General features: G+C 41.0%; 6 protein-coding genes. 1 reads left to right on the top strand and 5 read right to left on the bottom strand.

What is annotated here, in order from left to right; translation table 11 throughout:
* Positions 1-191: 191 nt before the first annotated feature.
* The 4 genes from QWY93_RS01150 to QWY93_RS01135 all read right to left on the bottom strand — a co-directional run bounded on the left by QWY93_RS01150 (position 192) and on the right by QWY93_RS01135 (position 9,579).
* On the bottom strand, positions 192-1,934 hold the full coding sequence (locus QWY93_RS01150; RefSeq protein ID WP_290246364.1) for a RagB/SusD family nutrient uptake outer membrane protein: 1,743 nt from the start codon (positions 1,932-1,934) through the stop codon (positions 192-194).
* A gap of 12 nt (positions 1,935-1,946) precedes the next feature.
* Entirely contained in the window at positions 1,947-5,099 is a 3,153-nt protein-coding gene (locus QWY93_RS01145) for a SusC/RagA family TonB-linked outer membrane protein (RefSeq protein ID WP_290246363.1), read from the bottom strand.
* A 669-nt stretch (positions 5,100-5,768) separates the two neighbouring features.
* The gene (locus QWY93_RS01140; protein ID WP_290246362.1) at positions 5,769-8,516 is read right to left on the bottom strand and encodes a substrate-binding domain-containing protein; all 2,748 of its coding nucleotides are present in this window, start codon (positions 8,514-8,516) and stop codon (positions 5,769-5,771) included.
* Between the two features lie 349 nt (positions 8,517-8,865).
* The gene (locus tag QWY93_RS01135; RefSeq protein WP_290246361.1) at positions 8,866-9,579 is read right to left on the bottom strand and encodes a DUF4494 domain-containing protein; all 714 of its coding nucleotides are present in this window, start codon (positions 9,577-9,579) and stop codon (positions 8,866-8,868) included.
* Between the two features lie 176 nt (positions 9,580-9,755).
* On the opposite strand from QWY93_RS01135, the gene QWY93_RS01130 reads away from it, so the two are divergent.
* The gene (locus tag QWY93_RS01130; RefSeq protein ID WP_290246360.1) at positions 9,756-12,044 is read left to right on the top strand and encodes a patatin-like phospholipase family protein; all 2,289 of its coding nucleotides are present in this window, start codon (positions 9,756-9,758) and stop codon (positions 12,042-12,044) included.
* Positions 12,045-12,343: 299 nt separating this feature from the next.
* Here the strand turns inward: QWY93_RS01130 and QWY93_RS01125 are convergent, their stop codons facing one another.
* The gene (locus QWY93_RS01125; RefSeq protein WP_290246359.1) at positions 12,344-14,368 is read right to left on the bottom strand and encodes a monovalent cation:proton antiporter family protein; all 2,025 of its coding nucleotides are present in this window, start codon (positions 14,366-14,368) and stop codon (positions 12,344-12,346) included.
* Positions 14,369-14,443 lie beyond the last annotated feature (75 nt).

The following is a 14,443-nucleotide window of genomic DNA, read 5'->3' as shown; positions in this document are numbered from 1 at the left end:
GATAAACTTTGGTTGAATTCCATATATTGATTCTATAGTTTTTGGAAAACCGGAAGTAGTTATCAAGGAGGGAAGTTATTAAAATGAAGTTTTATTAGATGGGCATGAGGTTTATGAAAAGAGGAAAAAAGCACGGACCTTAAGTCCGTGCATTTCCTTTAAAAACACTCTAATTAACCCAATTATATATATTAGTAACCTGGGTTTTGAACATATAACCCACCGGTAAAGTCAATCTCTCTTTGGGGGATAGGATAATACTCATCCCTGCCTGCGGTAAATTCTGCGGTGGATAAGAAGTCCCTTTTGGTTTTTTCATCATCCAGATAAGCATTGAGCACCTCTTCGGCTTCACCCCATCTCACCAGGTCAAAGAATCGGTGGCCTTCCATTGCAAATTCCAACCTTCTTTCAAACTTGAGCGCTTTCCAGGCAAATTCCTTGTTGGGGAAAGAAGCATATGGTTCCACATTATAGACATCTGTAGCTCCTGCAGCCAATGGTCTTTGTGTACTTGCCGCGGCACGTGCTCTGATTTGGTTGATTATAGGTAGTGCCTCATCCCAGCGGTCCAACTGTATCAAAGCTTCCGCTTTGAAAAGGAGTACATCGGCATAACGGATGAAATCCACATTTTTGGAGGTTCCGATAAAGGGACCTTCTTTTACATAGCAGGAACAGTCAGGGGCTTGTTGTTCTTTCATATTTCCGAAATATCCATAAACTCCGGGGTCCCTTGCCCAACTGAAGTTATAGATCATGTCTCCTTCTTCATTGACTGTTGTTCTGTATTTGAAAGGTCTGCCAGGAATTCCAACAGTATGGTCAATTCTAGGATCTACGGTTACACCTGAAAGTTCTGGAGTAGTTCCATCGGGTTCAACGGTATTGAAGATATCCGAATCATTAAAGGTGTCCAACTGAGGAAGGCCGTTAGCATCAGTTTTGAATGCATTGACCATGTTTTGGCTGGCCAGGTGGAACCCACAGCAGCCATAAAGCCCTGTTCCATGAGGGGAGTTTAAGCCTGTGACGAAGCTTACCCGGCTGACAATCGTCCCGTCATTGATGGAAAATTGCACGGCCCAAATAGATTCAGGACCATTGTCAAAACCATCCAGGAAGTTGTTACCAAAGTCCGGTTCCAAACTTCCGGTTACTTCATCTGCATAGGTGATTACCTCTTCCAACCTGGAAGCATTGATGTTGACCACTTGGTGATTTTCATTCTGCTCATAAGCTTGGTATAATCGAAGTTTGGCCAGATAAGCTGCTGCTGCATTTCGGTCTGCCCGCCCAACTTCTTCCTGTGCTTGTGGAAGGTTGTTGAAAGCAAAAAGGAAATCATCTGCGATCATGTTCCACAATTCGTCATTAGGAACGTCATTAGATACCTGGTCGATTTCATCCTGATCTAGATCCTCAGTGATGTAAGGAATCTTTTTGAACAAAATCTTCAACATAAAGTGGGAATGAGCCCGCAAAAACCTGAGTTCAGCTTGACGAATGGTTTTGTTGGGGTATTCTGCATCAGGGATATCATTGATCACACTCAAAGCAAAGTTGGCCCTGGAAATGGCTTTATAATGATTTGTCCAGGTTCTGGGAGCATAAAAATCCCCTTGATCGGGAATCGTTAAATTGTATTGTTCGTAACGGTCTATTACATCCAAATCTGATCGGCCTCCACCTCCTTTATAGGCATCATCGGACCTTACACTTCCATAAACCCATTGATGTGTAATCGGGCCGATCATTTCATCATTTCCGATGCCGGCATAAGCAGCAATCACCAATGCTTCGGCATTATCGGCAGTGGTAACATTATCACTGGACAATACCCCTTTTGGTTCATATTCCAAAAAGTCTTCTGAACATGCTCCCAAAAGAAAGGTTGCCAGGATTCCTAGGATATATATATTATTGTATTTCATGATATTCATTTTTTAGAAGTTTACATTAACGCCCAAAGAATACACACTGGGGACAGGTATTCTATCCACATTAGTCCGTTCAGGATCAGATCCTATATAGTCCTTTGGAGTAAACCAAAACAGATTTTCCCCTTGGAAATAAACCCGCAACTTGGTCATTCCACCCCAACGGCTGATCAGTTCCTCAGGAAGGGAATATCCAAATTGTAAATTTCTAACTTTGAAATAGGAGTTGTTTCTGTAAAGGTAATCCGAAACCCTTTGGTCGTTAAATGCAAGGGATAGGGAAGGGATGTCCGTATCGGTATTTTGGGGCGTCCAGGCATCTAGTACACCCAAACCGGCATTTTCCCGGCCTTGAACAAAGTTGTTCCAGAAAATGTAAGGGTCCTGGCCGATTCTACCGGTAACACCTGAACCAAATACAGAAAAGTCAAAGGATTTATAATTCAGGTTGATTCCGATACCATATTCCAAATCGGGGAGGGTGGTGCCTATAAAATCCCGGTCATCGGAGTCGATTACTCCATCATTGTTCAAATCCTGAAATTTTATACCTCCTGGCCTGGCACCTACCTGATCAGGACTGTTGTCTACATCTTCCTGGCTTTGGAACAAACCATCAGATCTGTACCCAAAAATAGAGAATTGGGAATGGCCGATGATGGAATTTTGGGCAGTACCTGGGAAGGCTGCTCTTACCTCTTCTGGCAGTTCGGTGATTTCATCCATAAAGGAACCGAAATTAGTGTTTATACCGAAAGTGAGGCCATTATCCAAGGTCCTGGAATAATTTAATGCCAATTCCCAACCCCGGGTTTTGGTGGTGGCACCATTCAATACCCTTTGCTGACCTTCCCCAATTACAGAGGCAATCGGAGGAGTGGTTAGGATATCGCTGGTTTCCCGGGTGAAATAATCAAAGGAACCGGTCAAAGCATAATCGAGCAGGCTAAAATCTAACCCAAAGTTCCATTCCTTGGTAGTTTCCCACTTCAGGTCAGGATTTTCGGCTTGGATGGAAACGAATCCTGAAGGTAAATTTCCCGTGTTGTTTCCGTTAATATCATAGGCAGTACCCACATTGTAGTAGATCTCAAAGAATCCCCCTGTAATTTGAGCCTGGTTGGCGCCATAGCGGGATTCATATAATCCAAACCTGGCCAAATCCCCAATTTCCTGGTTACCCACTTCACCATATCCTGCCCGGAGTTTCAGGTCGGAAATAAACTCATTGCCTTTCAGAAAGTCCTCCTGGCTGATCCTCCAACCTGCGGTGGCTGCTGGGAATATCCCATACCGGTTGTTGCTACCAAACCTGGAGGACCCGTCCCTTCTCAAGGTGAAGGATGCAAGGTATTTGTCTCCAAACCCATAATTAATTTTTCCAAATTGGGAAAGTAATCTATTTCCGGTGGAGGAACCATTGGTTGTTCTGGCCCCGGATGCGGCATCCAGTACAAAATAAGATTCCGTTTCCACTGCAAATCCATCTGCCATGGACAAGATACTGTTAAAATCGTCTTTGATGGATTCTACCCCCAATAAAAATTCAAAGCGATTTTCGCCCGCCTCCAATTTATAGTTTAAGGTATTGGAAAATACCAAACTGGTGAATTTATTGGTATCCCAAATCAAGCGGTTGTTGCTTCTGGTGATAAAGCCATTGTTTACTCTGGGCTCAATGTCTTTTCTGGCAAAATCACTGAAATCAAGGCCTAAACTGGTTTTAAAGGTCAGATTTTCCAGGATATTCAATTCGGCAAATACATTACCGTAGAAATTGTTTTTCCGGGTATTGTCCCATCGGTTCAGATATTGCATCAAAACAGGGTTGTTCCGGTCCGAATATCCGGATCCCAAAGGTCCTGCAAATTCTCCATTACTGTCATATACAGGAATGGTAGGAGCCAAGGTAATAGCCAGGGAAGGGGTAGGAGCACTACCCACATCAATAGAGGCCAAAGTTTCATTGGAAGAGGAAAATTGGGTATTGATGCCAAACTTTAATTTATCATTGAACAAATAAGTGTTGGCATTTAACCGGGCGGTATATCTTTCAAAATCGGTATATTTTAAAACACCGGTATTTTTCAGGTGCCCCAAATTCACCATCAGGGAAGATTTTTCTGTGTTGGTAGAGATGGTCAGTTCATTATTGAAAACATAACCTGTCTCATAGGTGGCATCCTGCCAATCAGTATCCCCGGCAGGTACATCTGGATTTCCGCCTACAAATGGCTGAACGGTAACACTGTTGAGGACAGGATTGTCAAAATCCATGTTCCAGTCAAAGTCGTAAATCTCTCCATATCCACCAGCTGGATCAGCGCCATCATTGACAGAAGCTCTCCAAAGGACTTCTCCTCGTTGCTGGGCATTGAGCATATCATACCGTTGAGGTTTTTCTGTCAATACCGATACATTGGAATTGAAGTTGATGCTCAGCCGTTCTCCGCCTCCAGCTTTACTTTTTGTGGTGACTACGATTACTCCATTGGCTGCCCTAGATCCATACACAGAGGCTGCAGAAGCATCCTTTAAGACCTGAATGGACTCAATGGCATCAGGATTTAGACTGGCAAATACCTCTTGTCTTTTGGTAGGCACACCGTCGATGACATATAATGGATCATTGTTTCCCAAAGTAGTCGCACCCCGGATCAATACCCGGCTGCTGGATCCGGAAGGATCTCCGGATTTCTCCACATATAGCCCGGGTACACGGCCTTGGAGGGCTTGCATAGGGTTACCTGAACTTCGGCTTTGTCCTTCAATTGGGTCAAGGTCTACCGCAACTATGGCTCCGGTCATGTCAGCTTTTCTTTGGCTGCCATATCCCACCACCACGACGGTTTCTAGTTCTGAAACATCTTCTTCCAGGGTAACATCAATCACGCTTCTGTTACCTACGATTTCGGTGACCGGTTGGTAACCGATAAATGAAAACACAAGTTGGTCCTCTCCGGAAGCTTCAATAGAATACTTTCCTTCAATGTCTGTTGTGGTACCTTCATTGGTTCCTTTGACAAGGATGGAAACTCCTGGAAGCGTTTGGTCGGTTGCCGCATCAAAAACGGTTCCTGTTATGGTTCTTTCCTGTGCCATTACCATCAATGGCATAAACAGCACCGCTAAGAGTAAATGGTGACAAATTCTTTTCATGCTTGTAATAGTTTGGTCATAAAATTGGATTTAATTGTTTTGCTTGTTTTGTTATCGTTACATCTTCATCATTTTTGGGTTTAGGGTTAATTAATATTTGTTATGTGAAATTTTCAGGCCATAAATAGGCCTCTTCTTATCCATTTTTCTTCCAATTCACTTTTCAACACCTTTTGAGTTTTCCATAGAGGAAGAAATAGAAAGAATAAAATGGAAATGGATTTTGATACACGCTTTTTTGTATGGCCTTTAGAAATAGCCATAAACCTCCTTATACAAGGTTTTATTTTGTAACAGATTTGGCTTGAGGTAGAATCTGGTATATGCTTAAAAAAATAACCAGGGAAATAACTTGTCTCCCTTATTGATAAATACTGAAAGTCAGTAATAATATAAGGGTAATGGCCGCTTCCAAATAAAGGAATGAGTATCTTGCAATTTGAGGAATAATATGTGGTTATTTTGTTCATGGCTTAATGTTGATACTAAGCTATGATCAAAAAGGGAGAGGGTATTATAAAACTGTATCAAAAACTTTTAAATTTGGCGCATCTATGGGAGCCAATATAAAAAGCCCTTTAAATACTGTTTAAAGGGCTTTTTTAAAGGGTTTTGAAGGTGAAGAAGTTTCAAAAACGTTCCAATTTTTCAAAAATGTTTCAGTTTTCATTACCTATCCTGATGCTTTTCCCTGAACTCAGAAGGGGTGTTTCCAAAATGGTTTTTAAACGCGGTGGAAAAATAGGCAGAAGTAGTGTAGCCCACCTGGAAGGCAATGTCTGCAATGGCGGTATTTTCTGTCATTAATAAATGCTTCGCTTTCTTTAAACGGACCTTACTAATGTAATCGTTGATGCTGTAACCTAGCAAAGCTTTAACCTTCCTGTAAAGCTGGCCCCTGGAAAGACCAATGGCAACACAAATGTCATTGACACCAAATTGGGGGTTGGCAATATTTTCTTCCACAATGGAGGTGAAATCACTGATAAACTTCTTGTCCGGTGTGGCAGTAGGGGTGCCATTTTTTTCTACAGGAAGCTCATGGACATAGTGTTCCCTTAATTTTTGTCTACTGACCAAAAGCATTTTTACCCTTTCCAGGACAAGGGAAAAACTGAAAGGTTTGGTGATATAATCGTCCACACCCAGTTTGATGCCTTTAATTTTTTCCTCTAAGGAGCTTTTTGCGGTGATGACAATTATGGGAATATGGGAGGTCCGCAAATCATTTTTGAGGGATTCAATGATCTGAAAACCATCTTTATTTTGGAGCATTAGGTCACATGTAATCAAGTCGGGTACCTGATCCATTGCTTTGGAAAGGCCAATTTCAGCACTTTCCGCCTCCAGGATATTATAATGTTTCCCTAGTTTTTTGGCAAGGTATTCCCGAATTTCAGTTTCATCCTCTATGATCAGGACGGTTTGAGGCTTTGGATTTTTATCTATGCCAGGGTCAGTGACTTCTTTCTCTTCATTATCGTTAAAAAAGGTAAGTTGCTCAGTGGGATAATATTGATAATTGGGATGCTCTTCCAATTCTTTTTTCTCAAAATGGGACTTTCCAATTTTAAGTTGGATTTCAAATTGGGTACCTGTTCCCATTTCACTATTTACCAGTAACTTTCCATGGTGGAGGCGAATGAGTTCTTTGGAAAGGGAAAGCCCTAGTCCGGTTCCCATTTGATTATTGGATTCGCCTTGGTAAAACCGGTCAAAAATATGTTTGGCCTGCTCAGGTGACATTCCGCTACCAGAATCTTCTACTATAATTTTTACTTGGTTATGGAGCTTGTCCTCCTCAACTTTTACAATTATTGAACCTTTGTCCGGGGTGAATTTAAAAGCATTGGACAAGAGGTTAAACATGACTTTATCCAGCATCAAAGGGTCAAACCAAAGGCGGAGTGTCCGGTCTTCGGTCAATAATTTAAGGTTGATTTGATGGCTCTTGGCAGTTTTCCGGAAGGCAGAGAGGATTTCCTCCAAAAAAGGAATAATGTCTAGTTCCTGAGCATTTACCTTCATCTTTCCATGGTCCAACTTCCGGAAATCCATCAACTGGTTTACTAGTCGGAGCAGCCTGACCGTATTTTTCCGGATCAGCATTAAATCACTTTTAAAGGGAGCAGCTTCTTTAGATTGCAGGAGTTCATCTACAGGAGCTTGGATTAAGGTCAGTGGGGTTCTGAATTCATGGGAAATATTAGTAAAGAATTCAAATTTTTGCTGGGTAGCCTTTTCGGCTTTTTTGGACAATTGTAGGACCTGATCTTTTTGATCCATGATCTGTTTATTCTTTTCCCGTAATTCTTCGTTGATTTCCTGTTTGTCCCTAAGGGATTTAAATACATAAGCCAAAGAAATAATAGCCACAAAAAGGGTTAGGCCAAAGCCAAAAAGGAAAATTCGTTGGTTTTTATAAATTTCCATTTGGACATCAATCCGCTCTTTTTGCCTTGCAATATCCTCCTGTTGGGCAATAATTTTATCGGTTTGCTGTTTCATGATCCTGATATTGGTTGAATCCAAAACAGCCGTTTGAAGGATGTTTTCTTTTTGATAAGGTTCCCCTTTCAGGATTTTTTGCGCCAATTCGATGGCTTTGTCCCCTCCGGTAGGGTAGAAAAAGGTGGCGTCTAGAATGCCGTCATGAACTGCCTGGATACCTCCGTAAGGACCTGGAAGAGCATCCACCCCAATAAACTTTTTTGGAAGCAGGGAAAGGCTTTTAAATACTTCATGGGCCCCAATTGTCATGACATCATTATGCCCAAAAACAAGATCAAATTCAGGGATTTGATCTTCCAGAAGGTAATTCTTTAACCGGTTTTTGGCAGTGTCTTTTTCCCATTCCCCATTGATCTGATCAACAATCTGGATTTCGGTGCCCTGTAAGGCATCCAATAAACCCCGGTGCCTTTCGATGGCAGGTGAACTTCCTCTCAATCCCCATATTTCAAGTAAGTTACCTTTTTCGTTTAGCAGGTTTTTGATGTATTGTCCTGCCGTTAATCCTACTTCATAATTATTTCCCCCGATATAAGCTGAATAGAGGTTGGAAGTAATTCTTCTATCCACCACAATGACAGGAATCCCACTTTCAAAAACTTTTTCAACGATTGGGGTGATAGGATCGGATTCATTCGGGGAGACGATAAGAAGGTCAATCCCTTCATCGACCAATTCCTGTATTTGCTTTATCTGTTGCTCATTGTTGCCTTTGGCATCCTTGATTTGGAGCTCAAAGTTAGGGTAAAAGGAAAGTTCCTTCTGCATTTCCTCATGCATTGCCCTTCTCCAGGCATCATTACTTACGCATTGGGAAAATCCTATTTTAAATTGATTGTCTTCTTGTTGTTGGCATGCAAATAGGAATCCTAATAAGAAAATTAACAGCCAAGCTTGCTTTTTCATGGGGAGTTTAGGGAATAAAGGGTTTTTGCTAATAGGCCCAGAACCAGGTTAATAACAAATATGCAAAATTTTCATGGTATTCATATTGGAATATAGTTAGAAAAAGCGGGGGGAGAAAGGATGATTATCTAAAGAATGTATGATTTTGTAAGGGTTAATGGAGGTTATTTGTAGAACCGATTGATTAATAAATTAAAAAGGAGAAAAATTAAGCAGCTTTTTTTGATGATTTCAAGTGGTCATTCCAGCCCCTATGGATCAAAATATAATTTTGACCACAGGTATAAAAAAAATGTTGGCCTAGGAGTTGGCCAACATTTTTTGATGATTTTATAGATCGGAATTAATTTTATTTGTTTTCTTCGGATCCAGGCTGGTATTGGTCCGAATAATCTTCCTCCTCATCCATTTCTGAGTCATGCGGAAAATCATTTTCTGTTTCCTCAGCCATCTGGCCTTCCTCATCTGGTGCTTCATTAAGTGGTGGATTTTCCTCTTCTTCCGCAAGGGCCGAATCCTGAAGGCTGTTCATTCTATCTCTTTCCGCTCTAATTTCCTCACGTCTTTCCTGGTCGGCTTTTACCTCACCGATGGGTTTCAGGTTGGATGGGGGTGGAGGAAGAAGTTCTTCATCCTCGCTTTCATATGGGAAAATTTCCACTATGGGGCTTTCGTTGATGTCAGGTACCCTAAAACTGACCAACATATTACTTAAACTTTCATGGATCCTGTCATAAGCCTCCTTGACATCATGGGCGGTCACAAGCATGTATTGGGTGACTTTTTTCTCCTTTCCACTGTCTGCATCAGCCACCACGTAAGTGATTTTGCATTTATGCCAAATGTCAATATCATCATAGAAGAAGACATCTACAATATTGCTTTTGCTGATATTGGTAACCTGAAAATCTCCACGTATGACACTCCCCAGCATGTCATAAATTCGCGCTTCTGCTTCGGTAAATGATACCGCATCGATCAGGTATTGTTCGGTGACATTTTTGAGCAATCCCTGCTCATTTTCTTTTGCATATTTTACTTTGCACAAAAACCAAATTCTCATTGTTCCATTTTTTGCTATTGAAGGCCTAAGGTAATACCTAATGGACAAAGCCCAAATAGAAAGTTTTTTTTAATGAGAAAATTCCCCGGGAAGGACATTATTCACCGAATACATTTTTCTCAAGAATTGTTATTAAATGCTGAAAACGCGTATATTAAGTTATAAAAACACCCAATATGTGGAATAGCTTTTTTTATAGTTTTCCTATCCAATTATTATTGCTCCACTTGAAGAAGAACCTGGTATTGGTGGGGATCTGGGTGCTGTTGTTGTTGATTATATTGGAGGAGTTTGGAAAGGTGCTGGGCATTCCCTACTTGTTTTTGGACCCTGAATACCTCAATGATGTTTCCTGGATGGGCTTCTTTTTGATGGGAATAGGTTTTGCCGTTTTTACAATGGCCTTCCATATGACCACTTATATTATGGATGGGGCCAAATTTAAATTTCTGGCCATTTTATCGCGGCCATTTTTGAGGTTTTGTATCAATAACAGCATAATTCCTATGATCGTTTATGTTGTTTATTTTGTTAGTGTGATTCTTTTTCAATTAGAAAATTACGATTTTAATACTTGGGGAATTGTAAAGTATTTTATGGGTTTTCTGGTGGGAAATGCCCTCACATTTTGGATCTTCTTCTATTATTTTTCATTTACAAATAAGGACTTTTTTGTTTTGTTTACAGATACTGTAGATAAGCAGTTGAGGAAATCCAAATTGCCCCGTGCCAATGTAATCAAGCGCTATAAGGACAGAAAAAGGACTTCGGATAAGGTGTTAACATATTTGGATATCAATCTGAAACCAAGGGTGATCCGGCATGATCTGGACCGCTTTGAAGGCAATAAGTTGCTCAAAGTGTTTGACCAGAACCATTTGAATTTGTTTATCATTGAAGTAGTGCTGGTATTTATTATCCTGTTTTTGGGTTTTTTCCGGGATTATGAGTTTTTGCAGTTTCCTGCAGCCATGAGCGTCATGTTGATATTTTCAATTTTGACCTTGCTTATTGGCGCGGTCATATTTTGGATGAGAAGCTGGTCCGTTTTTGTTGCCCTTTCGGTTTTCCTGGTTATTAATTGGGGTTCCCAAACCAGGTTGATGAACAGGCCACATTCTGCTTTGGGCCTCAATTATGATAACCCTCCTGCAGTTTATGATTTGGATCATTTGGAGGATTTGCTTCATCCTGACACAATCCGGAAAGATAAGGCCAAAACTTTGGAAATCCTGAACAACTGGAAATCAAGGTTTCCTGAAGAGCACAAGCCAAAAATCCTGCTATTAGCCTGTAGTGGAGGTGGTCAAAGGGCTGCTTTGTGGACCCTTCATGTGATGCAGCAACTTCATATTTCCAGCAAGGGGAAGTTTATGGAAAATACCCGGATGATCACCGGGGCTTCTGGTGGAGTAATCGGTGCGGCTTTTTTCCGTGAACTGTATTTAAGGTCTCAAAGCGATAGTACTTTGGATTTGACCGAGGAAAAATACCTGGAGCAAATCGCTTCGGACAACCTTAACTCCATCATTTTTACATTAATGGTAAATGACTTATTGATCCGAAACCAAACGGTTGAGTACAATGGAAGGGAATATTTGCAGGATAGAGGTTATGCTTTTGAAAACCAATTAAATATCAATACCAAAGGTGTTTTGGACAAACCTTTAAAGGCTTATAAGGAACCGGAATACCAAGCCAAAATTCCTATGTTGCCCATTACCCCCTTGATTGTTAATGATGCCCGGAAATTATTTATTGCTCCCCATTCAATGAGTTATATGGGTGTTTCATTGCTGAGGCATCAGGGGGAAAATGAAAAAAGCCAAGCCATTGATTTTATGCGGTTTTTCCGGAATCATGATGCCAAGAACCTTCGTTTTATCAGTGCCCTCCGGATGGGAGCGACATTTCCCTTTATTACTCCCAATATCCAATTGCCTTCTGACCCACGAATGGAAATCATGGATTCGGGTTTATCCGACAATTTTGGGGTAATGGATGCTTTAAAATTTCTGTATCATTTTGAAGATTGGATTTCCGAAAATACTTCCGGTGTAGTTTTAGTGACCATTAGGGATTCAGAGAAGACCCTGGAAATAGAAAAGAAAACGCCCCCAACTATCACCCAAAAGCTGGTGACCCCGTTGAAAAACATATATATCAATTGGGACAATGTACAAACTTTACATAATGAATCACTTTTTAATTATTTTGAGGAAATGCTTTCAATCCCAGTTGAAAGGGTGGAATTTGAGTATTCTGCCAAAGACTTTTATGAGAGTCAAGAGGAAGGCCTGATCCCAGGGAACCTAACAACCTCTGACCCGGAAATCCAAAGGGCTTCTTTAAACTGGCGATTGACAGCAATGGAAAAAAGAGATATTATGGAAAGTATCTATAGTGCCGAAAACCAAAATTCCCTAAAACGAATCAGGGAAATTTTTTCTATGGATTCCCGGTAGATTGCCCTCGACCCTGCTCTGGCAGTCACTTTGGCTTCTCTCAAATTGTAAAAGGCATGATCCTAAAAGATTTTGGAACTTAGGAACTACCATCTTGATTTTAAAACCTGATACTTGATACAACTTTTTACACCCTGTATCCCTTTGGAATTCTCATTTATTAGGATTTAGAAGAGAGTGCGGAGTCAAGATTGTGTCACCCTGAAGGGCAGCCTAAGTGAGGTCCCTGAGTGTAGGAGCAGGGCCTTATCTTCTTTGCTCTCCCGATTGCAATAAGTATTTCTGGATTTTTTCAATTTCTAATTGGCTCCGGTTACCTCCTTTTCGAATTTATTTAAGGATTCCGGTTTTCCAACCACATAGACTACATCTCCAAGTTTTAATTTGGTTTCCCCATTGATGTCAGAGGTGGTTTTTCCATTTCTTTTTAGGGCCACTAAATTCACCCCAATGATTTCCCTGATTTTTGCTTCTTTCAAGGGTTTGTCTATGAAGGTGCCGGTATCTTTACCTACCTTTAAACTGACAAAATTGATTTCCGGCAAATCCAGGTTGAGCCTGTCCCTGCCATTGGTTTGGGTGGCCCGAAACATTTCATAATTATAGGATCTTACTTCTTCAGTAAAATCCTCTATTTCATCCCTGGAGATCAGGTATTTGTTAAGCACCCGGGTGAAAATTTCAATGGAAGTTTCAAATTCCTCAGGAATTACCTCGTCCGCACCTATTTTCAGATTTTCTTCCATTTCATTCACATAGCGGGTCCGAACGATGATAGTGGCATTTTGACAAAGCAAACGAATAGCAGAAATAATACTCTTGGTGGCGTCATTATTGGAAATGGCGATGACTACCACCCGTGCTTTGTGTATATTAACATGCTTAAGAACGGTTTCATTGGCTGCATCCCCGAAGATGATAGGTTCTCCCTTTTCAGCTTCTGCCCGCACCGTTTCTGGATTCATTTCAATAATAGCATAGGGAATATTGGCTCTTTTGGCAGCCTTGGACAGATTTCTGCCATTAAGTCCATAACCCACGATAACCAGGTGATCAGCAAGCTCCTCTCCCCCGATGTCCGCCATGGTAATATTGGTAACAGGATTGACCAGATGGGATTTAATCCTGGCAGGAAGGGGCAGGTTTAGGAGATGGTATGCCAACCTATCCCGTTTATTGATCACAAAGGGAGTAATGGCCATGGTCAAAATGGATACTGCCAAAAAATACTGATAAGTCTCGTCATTGAGCAAGTTATATTCCAATCCTACTTTGGCCAAAAGCAAGGAAAACTCCCCCACTTGGAAGATAGAAAGCCCCACCAAAAAAGCATCTTTAAAATGTACTCCTATGGAACGAACGGCAATGGAGGCAATAACAAATTTGACTATAAAAGTGAAAAGGAGAATCAATAAAATAATCCCTATATGGCTGAACAAAAAAGTAACGTCAAAGAGCATGCCCACCGAAACAAAGAAAAAGCTCAGGAAAATTTCCCTGAAGGGAAGGATTTTTCCGGTTGCATGGTGGTTGTACTCTGACTCACTAATGATCAAACCTGCAAGGAAAGCGCCCAAGCCTAATGAAAGCCCCAAGAGTGAAGTTAGGTAGGCTACGGAAAAACAAATCACAATAATACTCAAGAGGAATAGTTCTTCACTTCGGGTTTGGGCGACCCTGTAAAGCAGATTTGGAATCAAGTACTTGGCACTTAATAAGGTTATTAAAACTACCAGGCCACCCTTGACGGTCATATAAAAAAGGGAAAGTAAAATGTTTTCGGATTCCCCTGCCAACATGGGAATAAACAACATCAAGGGCACAATGATGATGTCCTGGAATATCAATATTGCAAGAGTGATTTTCCCCGAAAGTGTGTTGACCTTCCCTGATTCCTGTAGCAATTTAAGTACAATTGCCGTACTACTAAGGGCAAAGAGAAAACCAAAGAATACCGCTATATTCCAGTTAAACCCAATAAAATAAGCCAAAAAGGAAGTGGCTATTATAGTGAGAGCAACTTGTAGAGAGCCACCAATAAAAACTGCCCTACGTATGGACATTAGGCTTTTCAGGGAAAATTCCATTCCAATTACAAAAAGCAAAAGGATAACCCCGATTTCACTGAGGACATCCACGGTGGTGGATGCTTTTACCAGGGAAAGGCCATAAGGCCCCGCCAGGGCTCCTGTAAACAAGAATCCAATAATCGTAGGAACTTTGAGCCGCATAAACAACAGGATAACCAACATGGCCAATCCGAAGATTATCACAATATCGGACAGCAACGGCAATTCCGTTACGGCAAGAATAAATGAATTCATCAAAACTCAATAATTAACCTTAGACCCTATTAGGCTAAAATTACAATAAGAAAGATGAATAACATAGGTTGGGGG

The sequence above is a fragment of the Echinicola jeungdonensis genome, from assembly GCF_030409905.1.
Lineage (GTDB): Bacteria > Bacteroidota > Bacteroidia > Cytophagales > Cyclobacteriaceae > Echinicola > Echinicola jeungdonensis.
Note: the sequence above shows the minus strand (reverse complement) of the source record. Positions and strands in the feature narration are given on the sequence as shown.